Raw genomic sequence first — 15,331 nt, forward strand, 5'->3', positions numbered from 1 at the left:
GGAAAGCGTCGGCGTCGTAAACGGCGGAACCTTCATCATGGGCGCCAGTTCGGCGAAAGCGCGGCAAGCCCCTGCTGCGCATCGAAAATCAAATTTTTTGAAGGAGAATCCGGTTTTTTCGCGGCGGAAATGACGTTGCGCAAAAATGACGCATGGTCGGCGCGAGCCCGAGGTTGCGGCGGGTCGCGATATATGGTTTTAAATTCAACCATAGCAGGGATTCTGCGGTATTGTTTGATCTCGATCAAACGCTTGGGGAGAGGTATCCGTGAAGAACAAAGCTCTTGGGGCATTGGCGACGCTATTCTGTCTTGGGACAGCGTCCTCAGCCTTTGCAGACAAGCCGGTCGAATGGCAAGTTGACCTACAGCAGGCCGCCACGCCGATCATGCAGGAGGTTCGCTGGTTCAATCACTACACGCTGTGGTTCATCGTTCCGATCACGCTTCTGGTGCTCGGCCTGTTGCTCGTGGTGATCGTGCGCTTTCGCGCCAGCAAGAACCCGGTTCCGTCCAAGACCAGCCACCACACGCTGATCGAGGTGGTCTGGACGGTGGCGCCCGTTATCATCCTGCTGTTCTTCGCCATTCCCTCCTTCCAACTTCTCACCAATCAGTTGACCCAGCCTGAAAATCCCGATCTGACTGTCAAGGTCATCGGCACGCAGTGGAAGTGGTCCTATGAATATCCGGGCGAAACGCCGCTGTCCTTCGACTCGCTGATGCTGGAAGACGCCGATCGCGCCGCGCTTGGCAAGGATGACAGAAGCGCCTATCCGCGCCTGCTCGCCGTCGACAATGAAATGGTGGTGCCGCTCAACAAGACCGTGCGCGTCATCGTGACCGCCGATCCGACCGACGTGATCCATTCCTTCGCCATGCAGTCCTTCGGCATCAAGGTCGACGCCGTTCCCGGCCGCATGAACGAAACCTGGTTCAAGGCCGAGAAGGAAGGCCTGTTCTACGGCCAGTGCTCCGAGCTTTGCGGCAAGGATCACGCGTTCATGCCGATCGCCATTCGCGTCGTCTCCGAAGACAAATACAAGGCCTGGCTCGCCGCCGCCGCGACCGACCTTCCCGGCGCCAACAAGGCGCTGATCGCCGCCGTCGAGGCTGACAAGTCCGTCGACGTCGCGCAGAACGCCGCAAACTGAGCGCGCAGAGGAAAGTTATCGCAATGGCTGGACATAGCTCACACGACGCACACGCGGCCCACGACGCCGCTCATGAAGAACATCATCACACGCCCGGTTTCGTCTCGCGCTGGTTCTTCTCCACCAATCACAAGGACATCGGCACGCTCTATCTGATCTTCGCGATCTTCGCGGGCGTGGTCGGCTTCCTGCTGTCGCTTGCCATGCGCATCGAATTGCAGGCGCCCGGCATCCAGATCTTCCACGGTCTGGCCCAGATGGTCTATGGCGTGGACGACGGCGCAGCCCTCGACGCCGGCAAGCAGATGTATAACGCCTTCACGACCGCGCATGCGCTGATCATGATCTTCTTCATGGTCATGCCGGCGCTGATCGGCGGTTTCGCCAACTGGATGGTGCCGATCATGATCGGCGCGCCGGATATGGCCTTCCCGCGCATGAACAACATCTCTTTCTGGCTCGTGCCGCCGGCCTTCCTGCTGCTGCTCTTGTCGCTGTTTGCCGAAGGTTCGCCCGGCGGCCACGGCGTCGGCGGCGGCTGGACGCTCTATCCGCCTTTCTCCACCACCGGCACGCCCGGCCCGGCGGTTGATCTCGCCATTTTCGCGCTGCATGTTTCCGGCGCGTCCTCGATCCTCGGCGCGATCAACTTCATTACCACGATCCTCAACATGCGCGCCCCCGGCATGACCATCCACAAGATGCCGCTCTTCGCCTGGTCCGTGCTGATCACCGCCTTCCTGCTGCTTCTGTCGCTCCCGGTTCTCGCCGGCGGCATCACCATGCTGCTGACCGACCGCAATTTCGGCACGACCTTCTTTGCGCCTGAAGGCGGCGGCGACCCGATCCTGTTCCAGCATCTGTTCTGGTTCTTCGGTCATCCTGAGGTCTACATCCTGATCCTGCCGGGCTTCGGCATCATCAGCCATATCGTCTCGACCTTCTCCAAGAAGCCGGTGTTCGGTTACCTCGGCATGGCCTACGCCATGGCGGCGATCGGCGCGGTCGGCTTCATCGTCTGGGCGCACCACATGTACACGGTCGGCCTGTCGCTGAATGCGCAGCGCTATTTCGTGTTCGCCACCATGGTGATCGCCGTGCCGACGGGCGTGAAGATCTTCTCCTGGATCGCCACGATGTGGGGCGGCTCGATTGAGTTCAAGACCCCGATGGTCTGGGCGATCGGCTTCATCTTCCTGTTCACCGTCGGCGGCGTCACCGGCGTGCAGCTGGCGAATGCCGGTCTCGACCGCGTGATCCACGACACCTATTACGTCGTGGCCCACTTCCACTACGTGCTGTCGCTCGGCGCGGTCTTCGCCATCTTCGCGGCCTGGTACTACTGGTTCCCGAAGATGTTCGGCTACATGTATAGCGATTTCATCGGCAAGCTGCATTTCTGGGTCATGTTCATCGGCGTCAACCTGGTGTTCTTCCCGCAGCACTTCCTTGGTCTCGCCGGCATGCCGCGTCGCTATATCGATTATCCCGACGCCTATGCGGGCTGGAACCTGATCTCCTCGATCGGCTCCTACGTCTCGGCCGTCAGCCTGCTGATCTTCTTCTACGGCATCTTCGAAGCTTTCGCGAAGAAGCGCGTGGCGGGCGACAATCCCTGGGGCGAAGGCGCCGAGACGCTGGAATGGCAGCTTTCCTCTCCGCCGCCCTATCACCAGTGGGAACAACTGCCCCGCATCAAGTAACGCATTGGCCGGCCGCGCCTTCGAGGGTGCGGCCGGCTCCCGAAGTCAGGAATAGAGAAGTACAATGGCGCTTGTCGACGGCGACAATCTGGCTGGTAGCGAACCGCTCGTTATTTCCGAGGCGACGTTCCGAGATTATTTCGCGCTGCTGAAGCCGCGGGTGATGTCGCTCGTCGTGTTCACGGCTGTCGTCGGCATGGTGGTGGCCCCGGGCCATATCAATCCGGTGATTGGTCTGATCGCGATCCTCTGCATCGCCGTCGGCGCAGGCGCGTCCGGCGCGCTCAACATGTGGTACGACGCCGATATCGACGCCGTCATGAGCCGCACCGCCAGCCGCCCGATTCCATCGGGCCGCATCCTGCCGCGCGAGGCTTTCGCCTTCGGGGTGACGCTGTCGGGCTTTTCCGTCGCGGTGCTTGGCCTTGCGGTCAATACGCTCGCCGCTGGCCTGCTCGCCTTCACCATTTTCTTTTACGCCGTGATCTACACGATGTGGCTCAAGCGCTGGACGCCGCAGAACATCGTCATTGGCGGCGCTGCTGGCGCATTCCCGCCGATGATTGGCTGGGCCTGCGTCACCGGCGATATTTCTTTCGACAGCGTGATCCTGTTCCTGATCATCTTCCTGTGGACGCCGGCGCATTTCTGGGCGCTCGCGCTGTTCAAGATGCGCGACTACGGCGCCGTCGGCGTGCCGATGCTGCCCAATGTCGCGGGCGAAAAGGTCACCAAGGACCAGATCCTCATCTATGCCGTGCTGACCGCAGCCATTGGCGTTGCGCCCGCCGTCACAGGCCTTGCGAGCCCTGTCTATGGCGTCGCCGCCGGCCTGCTCGGCGCAGGCCTCGTGTGGTATGGCGTGCTCTGTCGGCGCATGCCGGATGGCGACGAAGCCATGCGGCCGGCCAAGAAGCTGTTCGCCTATTCGATGCTCTATCTCTTCGCGATCTTTTCGTGCCTTCTGCTCGATCATTTCGCGGTGTCGCTGATGTCCGGATTATACGGGGAGGTATGAGAGTGGACAGAATAGAACTGACGGAACTGCAGCGGCGATCACGCCGCAATCGCAACATTGCGCTCGGCGTATCGCTCGCCGCGCTGGTGGTTATCTTCTACGCCATCACCATCATCAAGATGACGCCCGGCGCGGGAGGCTGAACCATGCGGGAGGAGAGCGTGGTTCGGACTGATCAGAAAGACGCGGCCAGGCGCAATCGCACGGTGGTGATCGCCTGCGGCGCCTTCGTGACCGCCATGGTTGGCATGGCCTATGCCGCCGTGCCGCTTTACGATATGTTCTGCCGCGTGACTGGCTATAATGGCACGACGCAACGCGTCGAGCAGGCGTCCGAGCGTATTCTCGACCAGTCCCTCCGTGTCGAATTCGACGCCAACTCCGCCCAAACGCTGGGCTGGAAATTCGAGGCGGTCGACAAGTCCGTGACGCCCAGGATCGGCGAGACGGTGCAGATCAATTACCGCGTCACCAACACCAACAGCGAGACGGAAACCGGCAAGGCCGTGTTCAACGTCACGCCCATGGTGGCCGGGGCCTATTTCAACAAACTTGAATGTTTCTGCTTCACCGACATCACGCTGAAGCCGGGCGAGACGCGGGACATGCCCGTCGTGTTCTTCGTCGATCCCGAGATCGTCAATACGCCGGAAACAAAGGATCTCAAGGTGCTGACGCTGTCCTACACCTTCTATCCGAGCGACAAGCCCAAGCCTGTCGCCGAGATGAAGCCGGTGAAGGTTGCGGCGCCCGCGAAACTGTAATCGACCATTGCCAGGAGAGGCAGTCGTCAGAGGGACTGGAAGAGGGGAAGAGACATGGCCACAGCGCACCAGAAGAACCACGACTATCACATCATAGATCCAAGCCCCTGGCCGATCTTGAGCTCTTTCGCCGCATTCGTGATGATGTTCGGCGCGGTCTGCCTGTTCCGCTGGGTGCATGACGCCCCGTTCAACCTGTTCGGCTTCGATTTCGCCCGGGCGGCCTATTGGCCTTTCGCCATCGGCCTCATCCTGACGCTCTATTCGATGTTCGCCTGGTGGGCAGATACCGTGAAGGAAGCCCATCAGGGCCATCACACGCGCGTGGTCGCCATCCATCTGCGTTATGGCATGATCATGTTCATCGCCTCCGAAGTGATGTTCTTCGTCGCCTGGTTCTGGGCTTATTTCGACGCCAGCCTGTTCCCTGCCGAAGCGATCCAGGCGAGCCGCGTGGAGTTCACCGGCGGCCAGTGGCCGCCGAAGGGCATGGAAGTGCTCGATCCCTGGCACCTGCCGCTCTACAACACCGTGATCCTGCTGCTGTCGGGCACCACGGTCACCTGGGCGCATCACGCGCTGCTGCACAATGATCGCAAGGGCGTCATCCAGGGCCTCGTGCTCACCGTGCTGCTCGGCGTGCTGTTCTCCTTCGTCCAGGTCTATGAATATATGCATGCGCCTTTCGCCTTCTCGGAGTCGATCTATGGCGCGACCTTCTTCATGGCCACAGGCTTCCACGGCTTCCACGTTTTCGTCGGCACCATCTTCCTGCTGGTCTGCCTGTTCCGCGCCGCCGCCGGCCATTTCACCGCGCAGCAGCATTTCGGCTTCGAGGCGGCCGCCTGGTACTGGCACTTCGTCGACGTGGTCTGGCTGTTCCTGTTCTTCTCGATCTATATCTGGGGCGGCTGGGGCGCGCCGGTGCATGGCTGAGAGGCCGCAGGCCTGATCGAAACGAGGCGTCCGGATCATCCGGGCGCCTTTGTCTTTTTGAGGAGCGCGAAATGGACATCAGAACCGAGGACGGCGCCAAAGGCGGCCGCTATGTAACCGGCGAGCCGGGCGCCGAGGCCGAGATGACCTTTTCGCGGGCCTCGGCCCATCTCATCATCATCGATCACACTGGCGTGCCGGATATCTATCGCGGCCAGGGTGTCGGCGCGAAACTCGCCAACTTCGCCGTCCAGGCGGCCCGCGCCGGCGGCTGGAAGATCATCCCGCTCTGCCCTTTCTTCAAAGCGCAGGTGGAGCGGCATCCGGAATGGGCGGACGTCATCAGCCGATGATGCGATTTGCCGCCTTCCTGCCCGGGCGCTTCACCTGTAGGAAGAGGCGAGGGGAGACTATTCCATGACCGAAGACAAAGCACTGTTTGCGCCCATCGATCCCATCAAGGCGGGGATCGCCTGCGCCTGTCCGCGCTGTGGGCAGGGAAAGCTCTATGACGGCTTGCTGAAAGTGCGGCCCGCCTGCACGGCTTGCGGGCTGGATTATTCCTTCGCTGATTCCGGCGATGGACCCGCCGTCTTCGTGATCCTGATCATCGGCTTTGTGGTGGTCGGCCTCGCGCTGTGGATGGAGGTCAATTACAATCCGCCGATCTGGCTGCATCTTCTGCTGTGGATTCCACTCACCATCGGCCTCAGCCTCTGGCTGCTCCGGGTGTTGAAAAGCCTGTTGATCGCCCTGCAATACAAGAACAAGGCGCGCCCCGGCGAGATCGATCATGGTTGAGCGCCGTTCGCCGGCTTTCGGCTGGATCGTCGCCTTCCTCGTCGTGTTCGCAGCCCTGCTGGCCCTCGGCACCTGGCAGGTCGAGCGGCTGCAGTGGAAACAGGCGCTGCTGGTCGAGATCGATAAGAACCGCAACGCCGCGCCCGTGCCGGTCGAGACGATCCGCGCTCTGCCGAACCCGGATGTCGAAGGCGAGTATCGCCGCGTCACTGTCACCGGCCGTTTCGATCATGCGCATGAGCAATACTTTTTCGCCACCCTTGATGGCGATGTCGGCTATCACGTCTACACGCCGCTGATCCGGCCCGATGGCCGGACCGCCTTCATCAATCGTGGCTTCGTGCCCGAAGCGCTGAAAGATCCCGCCAGGCGCACTGAGGGGCAGCTCGCGGGCGAAGTGACCATTACGGGCCTCTACCGCGCTCCGCTGGCGGCAAAGCCCTCCTGGGTGACGCCTGAAAACGAACCCGGCAAGCGCATCTATTTTTGGAAGGACATCCACGCCATGGCGGTCGCTGCGAGCGTCGCGGGCGACACGCTCGAGCCCTATTTCATCGACGCCGACGCTGCGCCCAATCCCGGCGGCTGGCCGAAAGGCGGCGTCACCCAGGTGGACCTTCCCAACAACCATCTGAGCTATGCGCTGACTTGGTACGGGCTGGCTGCGGTGTTGCTGATCATCGGGGCGCTCAACTGGCGCAAGCGGCGCGGCGGGACAAAATGAGAGGTCGCGCTTCGCCCCTCATCCGGCTGCCGCCACCTTCTCCCCGCGATCGTGGGCGAAGGGCGATGGAGCGCCATCCTGGCCACATCCTCCTTCTCCCCGCAGGCGCGGGGAGAAGGTCCCGGCAGGGGGAAGAGGGGCGGAGCACAACACCTTTCGTAATGCCAATCAACTTAACTTCCTATTCCACCCAAATCCATTGATGAAAGGCCCCGCGCATGCACCACCTCTCCACTATCCTCGTCGCGCTCGTGGCGCTGCTGCATGTCTGGATCCTGATCCTCGAAATGTTCCTTTGGACCAAGCCGCAAGGCCTCAAGGCCTTCCGCAACACGCCGGAAAAAGCCGAGCTGACCAAAGTTCTGGCGGCCAATCAGGGGCTCTATAACGGCTTTCTCGCCGCCGGCCTCATCTGGTCGCTTGTTCATTCCGATCCGGTGATAGCTCTTCAGTTGAAAGCCTTCTTCCTCGGCTGCGTGATCGTCGCGGCGCTATACGGCGCCTGGTCGGCATCGCGCCGCATCCTGATCATTCAAGGCTTGCCCGCTCTTGTCGCGCTGGCTATTACCTTGGCCTTCGCCAATCCCTATATGGCGGTTGCGCCGGTATCCGGCTGAACGACAAATTTCTAAGGCAAGCCCCGACATGACCAAGACGCCGCTCACCATCCGCCTCTGCGCTCCGCGCGGCTTCTGCGCCGGCGTCGACCGCGCGATCCAGATCGTCGTGCTGGCGCTCAAAGCCTATGGCAAGCCCGTCTATGTCCGCCACGAGATCGTCCACAATCGCTATGTGGTGGAGGGGCTGGAGGCCAAGGGCGCGATCTTCGTCGAGGAACTCGACGAGATCCCCGAGGAGCATCGCGCCCAGCCGGTGGTGTTTTCCGCTCATGGCGTGCCGAAATCCGTGCCGGCCGATGCGAGGGCGCGCAATCTTTTCTATCTCGACGCCACCTGTCCGCTGGTGTCGAAGGTTCACAAGCAGGCGCTCCGCCATCGCCGCCTCGGCCGCCATGTCATCTTGATCGGCCATGAAGGTCATCCGGAAGTCATCGGCACGATGGGCCAATTGCCCGAAGGGGCGGTCTCGCTGGTCGACACAGTCGAGGACGCGGAAAAATATCAGCCGGTTGATCCCGACAATCTCGGCTATGTCACCCAGACCACGCTGTCCGTGGACGACACCGAAGGCGTGATCGCCAAGCTCAAGGAACGCTTCCCCAATCTTCAGGATCCGGCCGCCGATTCCATCTGCTACGCCACCACCAACCGCCAGGACGCGGTGAAGATGGCGGCGCCCGATTGCGACCTGTTCCTCATCGTCGGCGCCCCCAACTCGTCAAATTCAAAGCGTCTGGTGGAAGTGGCGCTTAAATCCGGCGCCCGCCACGCGGCGCTCGTCCAGCGCGCCAGCGAAATCGACTGGGCCGCCTATGGACCGCTGACCACCGTCGGCCTCTCCGCCGGCGCCTCGGCGCCCGAAGTGATCGTCAACGAAATCATCGAAGCCTTCCGCGAGCGCTATGACGCCACCGTGGAACTCGCCGAAATGGCCGAGGAAAACGAACACTTCCCCGTCAACCGCGAAATCCGCCATATCGAGCTCACCCATGAGGATATGGCCTGGGTGAACGGGTAAATCTCAAGACGTCCCCAGCATCGATCGTACTGTCGCAATCGGCAGATACATGCGCAGGGGCTGTGCTGAAAGCGGCGTGAAGCCGTAACTGCGATAAAGCTCCGTCCGCCGCGCTGTCCGTTCGAGGTCGCCGCAGTCGAGAACGTCGAGCATGACCATGGCGGTGCCGATCTGGTCCGCGACCCGCGTCAATCGCACCAGGCAATCGATCAGAAGAATGCTGCCATAGCCTTTGCCGTGATAGCGGTGGTCTCGCCCGATCATGGATATGAAGGCGGCGGGGATCAAGCCATGACCCGGTCGCGTTCGCGCGTAGCGGGTGGGCAGGTCGTGATAGTCGATCGCATGGCTGTTGATCGCGTAGAAGCCGATGATGGTGCGGCCGTCCTCCGTCATCACATAAGTCCGGAGATTGTCTGCCTGAGAAAGCTTGTTGGCCGTTCTCTTGAGGAAGTTGTCGACCTGCATGACGCCGCTCGAAAAACCGTCCCGATCATGCCGGGCCGGGTCGAGCGGCTCAATGACGAACGACGCCTCGTCGACCTTATCCATCAGCGCAAAATCACTGTTTTCCGATAGCGATCAAAGGCCTGCTTGAGCTGAGGCGTCGGGGCTGGCGCATTGTCCAAAGCGTCGAAAAAGGCGGCATGGTCAGCGGGCTGGAGCAATGTCCTCTCATGGGCTGCGATCGTCTCCAGTGCGGATTTGTAGGCGGCGTTGATTGTAAACGCGGTGTCGTCCACCCCGGAAAGAGCTGCGGCGCGCTGAATCGTCGCCTTGATCCGCGCCTTGGTGCGGAAATTCATGCGCGCGTCATTGGGCTCATCGACGTCATCGGCGATATCGGGAAAGCCGCGCATATCTGAACTCCTTTTCTCTAAGTATTGTGCGCACATTCGACGTACATTGGCAAGTCGCCGTCGATCACGTGCTTCGCACCCTCCGAAAACCTGTGCCCCGTGTCGCAGTGGGACTGGCGATCATCCCGTGCCCGCGCTATGCGTTCGGCATCCGAGCCTTCAGCATGGGAACGCCGCCGTGGCCGTCTACACCGATATTTCCGAGGACGAACTCAAGTCCTTCCTCACCCAATATGATGCGGGCGAGCTGATGTCCTATAAGGGCATCGCCGAGGGCGTCGAAAATTCCAATTTCCTGCTGCACACCACCAAAGCGCCCTATATTCTGACGCTCTATGAGAAGCGGGTGGATCGCAACGACCTGCCGTTCTTTCTCGGCCTGATGCAGCATCTCGCCGATCGCGGCCTGTCCTGCCCGCTGCCGGTGCCGCGCAAGGATGGCGCGCAACTGGGCGAACTGGCGGGCCGTCCGGCCGCGCTCATCTCCTTCCTCGAAGGCATGTGGCTGAGAAAGCCCGAGGCGCGCCATTGCCGCGATGTCGGCGAGGCGCTCGCCCGCATGCATCTGGCTGGCGAAGGCTTCGAGATCCGCCGCGAGAATGCGCTGTCGGTGTCCGGCTGGCGGCCGCTCTGGGACAAGTCGGTCGATGGCGCCGATGACGTGGAGGCGGGGCTGACGGCGGAAATTCCGGCGGAACTCGATTTTCTCGAGGCGCATTGGCCCAAGGATTTGCCGTCTGGCGTCATCCACGCCGATCTCTTCCCGGATAACGTCTTCTTCCTGAACGACAGGCTCTCGGGGCTGATCGACTTCTATTTCGCCTGCAACGACTATCTCGTCTACGATCTCGCCGTCTGTATCAACGCCTGGTGCTTCGAGAAGGATTGCTCCTTCAACCTTACCAAGGGCATGGAGATGATCGCCGGTTATCAATCGGTGCGGCCTCTGTCCGCAGGAGAGATCGAGGCGCTGCCGATCCTGGCGCGCGGTTCAGCGCTGCGCTTCTTCCTCACCCGCCTCTATGACTGGATCATGACGCCGGCGGGCGCGATGGTCACCAAGAAGGATCCGAAGGAATATCTGCGCAAGCTGCGCTTTCACCAGAAGGTGGAGCATGCCCGCGAATATGGCCTCGAAATGAAAGCAGACGCATGAAACAGGTCGAGATTTACACCGATGGCGCCTGTTCGGGCAATCCGGGCCCGGGCGGCTGGGGCGCGATCCTCCGCTATGGCGAGGCCGAGAAGGAGCTCTTCGGCGGCGAGGCCGACACCACCAACAATCGCATGGAGCTTCTGGCGGCGATTTCGGCGTTGACGGCGCTCAAGGACGCCTGCGAGGTGGACCTGCACACCGACAGCAAATATGTCATGGACGGCATCTCCAAATGGATCTTCGGCTGGAAAAAGAACGGCTGGAAGACCGCCGACAAGAAGCCGGTCAAGAATGGCGAACTCTGGCAGGCGCTTGACGCCGCCAACCAGCGCCACAAGGTCAAGTGGCACTGGGTCAAGGGCCATGCCGGCCATCCCGAGAATGAGCGCGCCGATGAACTGGCCCGCAAGGGCATGGAGCCGTTCAAGAAGCGCTGATCACACCGCCTGCGTGCGCAGGGAGGCGGGAATGGCGCGCAACTCCCACAGCGTGTTGCGCAGCGTATGCACCGCATGATCGGTCAGGAGATTGATTTCCTCGAATGGCGCCGGGCGCCCGAGCAGATAACCTTGCGCCGTGTCGCAACCCTCTTCATGCAGGATTTCCAGCTGGTCGCGCGTCTCGATGCCCTCGGCAAGCACCGGAATGTCGAGGCTGCGGCCGAGCGCCAGCACGGCGCGGATGATCGAGCGCGCCTGTTGATTGCTTTCCAGTTCAGTCATGAACGAACGATCGAGCTTGATCTTGTCGAAGGGAAAGCTCCGCAACGTTTCCAGCGACGAATAACCTGTGCCGAAATCGTCGAGCGCGATGGTCACGCCAAGCGCGCGGATTTTCAACAGCGTGGCGAGGGTGCGCGCCTTGTCGGCAATGATCGCCGACTCCGTCAGCTCGAGCTCAAGGCATTCCGGACGCATGCCCGTCTCGGCAAGCGTCGCCGCCACCAGTCCCGGAAGGTCGGGATGCAGGAATTGCACGGGCGAAAGATTGACCGCCACTTTGAGCGGTTTGCGGAAATGGGCGCATTCGCGGCAGGCGGTTTTCAACGCCCATTCGCCGAGCGGCAGGATTAGGCCGTTCTCCTCGGCGAGCGGAATGAAGTCGGAGGGGGCAATCCGTCCTCTGGTCGGATGTGTCCAGCGCAACAGCGCTTCGAAGCCGGTGACGAGACCTGAGGAGACGGATGTTTGCACTTGATAATGCAGGCGCAGTTCGTTGTTTTCAATGGCGCGGCGCAGGTCGATCGCCAGTTCGCGCTTGAGCCGCGCCGCCTCGTCCATTTCAGTTTCGAAGAAGCAGATCTTGTCCGCCGGTTCGGCTTTCGCCCGGTAGAGCGCCAGATCGGCGTTACGCTGCAACTGTTCCGCATTCGTCGCATCGTCGGGAAACCGCGCGGCCCCGATGCTCGCGCCGACGCTGAGTTCATAGCCATCGATGACGAAAGGCGCGATCACCGCTGCGCGCAGGCGGGTCAGAAGCGATGCGGCGGCTGTCCGGTCGGCGCCATCCACCAGCGCGATGAATTCGTCGCCGCCGATGCGGAACACATGTACGCCGTCCGTCTTGAATGCGCGCATACGTTCCGCGATCACGACCAGCGTGTGGTCGCCGGCGGCGTGACCGCGCATGTCGTTGATTTCCTTGAAACGGTCGAGATCGATCGCAGCCAGCGTGAAACCGTGGCCGGTTTTCCGGCTGCGGCGGACCTTCTGTTCCAGTTCATCGGTGAAATGCGCGCGGTTCGAAAGGCCCGTCAACATGTCGCTCAACGCCATGCGGCGCAGTTCGCTGAGAGAGCGCGCTTGTGTGCGGCCATCGATGAGATAGCTGGCGAAGGCTGCGCCGAGCACGATGAGGCCGACCATGGCCACCGAGATCGCCATGCCCTGCATGGCGGTCGGATCGGTGTACAGCACGCCGATCGACATGGGCGTCACCCGAAACGCCGCCATGCCGATGAAATGCAGCAGAACCACGCCCAAGGCCAGCAGCGCCACGGCGATGCCCTTCGAGGCCATGGCCCGATCGCGGCTGGCGATCTGAATGGACGCCGCTGACAGGAGGCCGGCGAGGGCGATGGACACAGCCGTCAGCGTGCGATCCCAATCGATCACGCCTTCCACCACATACGCGTTCATACCGATGTAATGCATGGCCGCGATGCTGAGCCCGAACACGCCGCCGCCGATGGCGGGGCCGAAGCGGAAAGGCAGTCCACCGGCGATCAACAATCCCGCGAAGCCGCCGACAATGGCGACAAGCAGTGAAATCACCGTCAGCACGGGATTGAAGCTCACGCCGGTCGGCGCTTCATAGGCCAGCATGGCGATGAAATGCGTGCACCAGATCGACGATCCCGCAGCCGTCGCCCCGAGGAACAACCATCCCAGCTGCTCCGCGCCGTCGCCCGCTCTGCCGCGCCGATAAAGGCGAACCGCTGTCCAGCTGCCGGCTATGCAGATCAAGGCGGCGACCGCGACAAGGCGCAGGTCGTGCTGGTTGAAGAGGCAGTCGAGAATGGTGGTCATGGCGTCCGCTGTTTTTGAGGGCGTCATCACTTACGCGGAAAAGTATGATTCGAATCTAAAACAGCGGATTAGTTTGAAACGCATGCTTAAAATTCCGTTTACAACGCGGCTGATCTGTCGTCGTCATGTTACGCTGGATCGCTAGAAATCAGCGAAGTCCGCGAAATCGCGCGATTTTTTGTCGGAGAACGATCATGAAATTCATTCTTCTTACGGCCTGTGCGGCATCGCTTCTTATGTCGCCCGTATCAGCCTCGGCGGAGGAGCTGACGGTGATGAGCTTCAATATCTGGGGCGGCGGCGTCAATGCCGGCAAGTCCGTCGCCGAGACGGTCGCGGCGATCAAGGCTGTCAATCCCGATATCGTCGGCATCCAGGAAACCAAGCCGGAGCCCGATCCCTGCACGGCCGAGAACTGTGTGCCGACCGGAAAATCGGTGGCGGCCGAACTCGCCAAAGCGCTCGGCTATTACTACTACGACCAGTCTGCGACCAATCCAGCGCTCTGGGCCAACGCCATCCTGTCCCGCTATCCGATCGGCAAGGCTACGAAGAACGATCTCGGCGTCGAGATCATGATTAATGGCAAGCGGATCATGGCCTATAATATCCACCTGACAGATTTTCCCTATCAGCCCTATCAGCTGCTCAATATCGAATATGGCTCCGCGCCCTTCCTGAAGACCGGAGACGAAGCGGTCGCCGCCGCCAAGGCTGCGCGCGGCCCGGCGCTCGATCTGCTCGAACAGGACATGAAGGCCGCCGACGGCGCCGACGCCGTCTTCGTGTTCGGCGATTTCAACGAGCCCTCGCATCTCGATTGGACCGAAGCCGCCGTGACGGCCAAGCTGCAGCCGATGGTCGTCGCCTATCCCTCGGCAAAGCGCATTGAAAGCTGGGGTTTTGTCGATCTGTTCCGCGCCGCCTGGCCGGATGTCGCGGCCAAACCCGCCTTCACCTGGACGCCGACATCCGAGCCCACGGCGAAAGACGATCACCACGACCGCATCGACTACACGCTCGGCCGCGCCAAGAACCTCAAAGTGCTGAAGGCCGGCGTCGTCGGTGAAAAGGCGCCCGAGGCCGATATCGTCGTCACGCCCTGGCCGGCCGATCATCGCGCCACGATGGCGCGGGTCAGCTTCTGAATTCGCCTATCCCCCAGTCCTGGGGGATAGATCGTTGCTTTTGCATGCGGGCCGTGAAAGCGGCCCGCGCCACGCATATCGTCAATACATCGTCTTCTGGTAGTCCTGCTCAAGCGCCTCGTCCAGGGCGCTCATGTCCTTGTCGTCGGCCGGCGCGCCTGACGTTTCGTCCAGGATAATCTTGATGAGCGACGGCATTTCCGATCGATCCTGGAAATGCTCTGAATCCCACAAATGCGACCGCCGGAAGGCTTTGGCGCAATGCATGAACACTTCCGTGACGGACACCACGATGGCGACTTTCGGAGGTTTGTTCTGGATCGCCATGCCGGCAAGAAGCTCGGGATCGGTGACGACATCCGCTCTTCCGTTCACCCGCAACGTGTCGTCGAAACCCGGAATGATGAACAGCAGGCCGACGCTCGGATTGGCGACGATATTGACCAGCGTATCCAGCCTGTTGTTTCCGGGCCGATCGGGGATCGCCAGCGTCCGATCGTCGAGGATCGTGACAAAGCCGGCCGGATCGCCGCGAGGACTGACGTCGGCGCGTCCATCCATGTTCTGCGTGCCGATGCAGAGGAAAGGCGAACGCCGGATGAAATCCTGGGCATGCCCGCTTAGCCTGTCCAGGCTTTTGCGCATCGCCAGATCATGCGTAGCGCCGAACAACTGTCTCAACGACGCCTCGTCGGTGATCCGGTGCTCCGGATTGGGCGTGTAGTCACTCATGGCTTTCTCCTCCCGTTTCGCCGGCGCGCCAGACGGGGCGCATATGGCGAGCGCCATGTTTCAGCAATATGATGTACGTACCTCTGAAATGTCTCGATGGCAATGCGCAAGGCTGTCAAAGGAACGAGAATGCCTTGCCGCGCCATCAGATCGTCGGTATGGCGCAACTG

General features: G+C 61.4%; 19 protein-coding genes. 14 read left to right on the plus strand and 5 right to left on the minus strand.

The genetic code is table 11. The features are described from left to right. Positions 1-35: 35 nt before the first annotated feature. Positions 36-212 carry a hypothetical protein gene (locus M2360_RS09960; protein ID WP_280774869.1) on the minus strand — a complete coding sequence of 59 codons (177 nt, stop codon included), beginning with the start codon at positions 210-212 and terminating at the stop codon, positions 36-38. A 56-nt stretch (positions 213-268) separates the two neighbouring features. Between M2360_RS09960 and coxB the strand changes: the two genes are divergently transcribed. The 11 genes from coxB to ispH all read left to right on the plus strand — a co-directional run bounded on the left by coxB (position 269) and on the right by ispH (position 8,737). After that, positions 269-1,153 (plus strand): cytochrome c oxidase subunit II, encoded by an 885-nt coding sequence (gene coxB, locus M2360_RS09965; RefSeq protein ID WP_280774870.1) that lies wholly within the window; start codon positions 269-271, stop codon positions 1,151-1,153. A gap of 23 nt (positions 1,154-1,176) precedes the next feature. Next, the gene (gene ctaD / locus M2360_RS09970) at positions 1,177-2,856 is read left to right on the plus strand and encodes a cytochrome c oxidase subunit I (RefSeq protein ID WP_280774871.1); all 1,680 of its coding nucleotides are present in this window, start codon (positions 1,177-1,179) and stop codon (positions 2,854-2,856) included. A gap of 64 nt (positions 2,857-2,920) precedes the next feature. Continuing rightward, positions 2,921-3,874 (plus strand): heme o synthase, encoded by a 954-nt coding sequence (locus M2360_RS09975; protein ID WP_280774873.1) that lies wholly within the window; start codon positions 2,921-2,923, stop codon positions 3,872-3,874. A 2-nt stretch (positions 3,875-3,876) separates the two neighbouring features. Further along, a complete protein-coding gene (locus M2360_RS09980) occupies positions 3,877-4,017 on the plus strand; it encodes a hypothetical protein (protein WP_170976514.1) in 141 nt (46 codons plus the stop codon). Positions 4,018-4,020: 3 nt separating this feature from the next. Then, positions 4,021-4,638 carry a cytochrome c oxidase assembly protein gene (locus M2360_RS09985; RefSeq protein WP_280774876.1) on the plus strand — a complete coding sequence of 206 codons (618 nt, stop codon included), beginning with the start codon at positions 4,021-4,023 and terminating at the stop codon, positions 4,636-4,638. A gap of 54 nt (positions 4,639-4,692) precedes the next feature. Then, positions 4,693-5,574 (plus strand): cytochrome c oxidase subunit 3, encoded by an 882-nt coding sequence (locus M2360_RS09990; RefSeq protein WP_280774878.1) that lies wholly within the window; start codon positions 4,693-4,695, stop codon positions 5,572-5,574. 71 nt (positions 5,575-5,645) lie between these two features. Further along, a complete protein-coding gene (locus M2360_RS09995) occupies positions 5,646-5,927 on the plus strand; it encodes a GNAT family N-acetyltransferase (protein ID WP_280774880.1) in 282 nt (93 codons plus the stop codon). 64 nt (positions 5,928-5,991) lie between these two features. Continuing rightward, the gene (locus M2360_RS10000; RefSeq protein ID WP_280774882.1) at positions 5,992-6,375 is read left to right on the plus strand and encodes a DUF983 domain-containing protein; all 384 of its coding nucleotides are present in this window, start codon (positions 5,992-5,994) and stop codon (positions 6,373-6,375) included. Next, positions 6,368-7,099, plus strand: a complete 732-nt coding sequence (locus tag M2360_RS10005; protein ID WP_280774884.1) for an SURF1 family protein — start codon at positions 6,368-6,370, stop codon at positions 7,097-7,099. Before M2360_RS10000 ends, M2360_RS10005 begins: the two co-directional genes overlap by 8 nt. 218 nt (positions 7,100-7,317) lie before the next feature. Then, positions 7,318-7,716 carry a DUF1304 domain-containing protein gene (locus M2360_RS10010; protein ID WP_280774886.1) on the plus strand — a complete coding sequence of 133 codons (399 nt, stop codon included), beginning with the start codon at positions 7,318-7,320 and terminating at the stop codon, positions 7,714-7,716. Between the two features lie 28 nt (positions 7,717-7,744). After that, the gene (ispH, locus tag M2360_RS10015; RefSeq protein WP_182827146.1) at positions 7,745-8,737 is read left to right on the plus strand and encodes a 4-hydroxy-3-methylbut-2-enyl diphosphate reductase; all 993 of its coding nucleotides are present in this window, start codon (positions 7,745-7,747) and stop codon (positions 8,735-8,737) included. A 3-nt stretch (positions 8,738-8,740) separates the two neighbouring features. Here the strand turns inward: ispH and M2360_RS10020 are convergent, their stop codons facing one another. Beyond that, positions 8,741-9,289: a GNAT family N-acetyltransferase gene (locus M2360_RS10020; RefSeq protein WP_280774890.1), complete on the minus strand. Its 549-nt coding sequence runs from the start codon at positions 9,287-9,289 to the stop codon at positions 8,741-8,743. Then, positions 9,289-9,597 (minus strand): DUF1778 domain-containing protein, encoded by a 309-nt coding sequence (locus M2360_RS10025; protein WP_280774892.1) that lies wholly within the window; start codon positions 9,595-9,597, stop codon positions 9,289-9,291. Before M2360_RS10025 ends, M2360_RS10020 begins: the two co-directional genes overlap by 1 nt. Positions 9,598-9,775: 178 nt before the next feature. On the opposite strand from M2360_RS10025, the gene M2360_RS10030 reads away from it, so the two are divergent. Beyond that, positions 9,776-10,753, plus strand: a complete 978-nt coding sequence (locus M2360_RS10030; protein WP_280774894.1) for a homoserine kinase — start codon at positions 9,776-9,778, stop codon at positions 10,751-10,753. After that, a complete protein-coding gene (gene rnhA, locus M2360_RS10035; protein ID WP_280774895.1) occupies positions 10,750-11,190 on the plus strand; it encodes a ribonuclease HI in 441 nt (146 codons plus the stop codon). The genes M2360_RS10030 and rnhA overlap by 4 nt, the downstream gene beginning before the upstream one ends. Here rnhA and M2360_RS10040 read toward each other — a convergent pair whose 3' ends face one another. After that, complete coding sequence (locus M2360_RS10040; RefSeq protein WP_280774897.1) at positions 11,191-13,281, minus strand: EAL domain-containing protein; 2,091 nt, start codon at positions 13,279-13,281, stop codon at positions 11,191-11,193. Positions 13,282-13,475: 194 nt separating this feature from the next. Here M2360_RS10040 and M2360_RS10045 point away from each other — a divergent pair, with 194 nt between their 5' ends. Continuing rightward, positions 13,476-14,429, plus strand: a complete 954-nt coding sequence (locus tag M2360_RS10045; protein WP_280774899.1) for an endonuclease/exonuclease/phosphatase family protein — start codon at positions 13,476-13,478, stop codon at positions 14,427-14,429. A gap of 81 nt (positions 14,430-14,510) precedes the next feature. Here M2360_RS10045 and M2360_RS10050 read toward each other — a convergent pair whose 3' ends face one another. After that, complete coding sequence (locus M2360_RS10050) at positions 14,511-15,161, minus strand: pyridoxamine 5'-phosphate oxidase family protein (RefSeq protein WP_280774900.1); 651 nt, start codon at positions 15,159-15,161, stop codon at positions 14,511-14,513. Positions 15,162-15,331: the final 170 nt, after the last annotated feature.

Origin of the sequence: Rhizobium sp. SG_E_25_P2 (genome assembly GCF_029892285.1) — a bacterium.
Classification (GTDB): Bacteria; Pseudomonadota; Alphaproteobacteria; order Rhizobiales; family Rhizobiaceae; genus Rhizobium_E.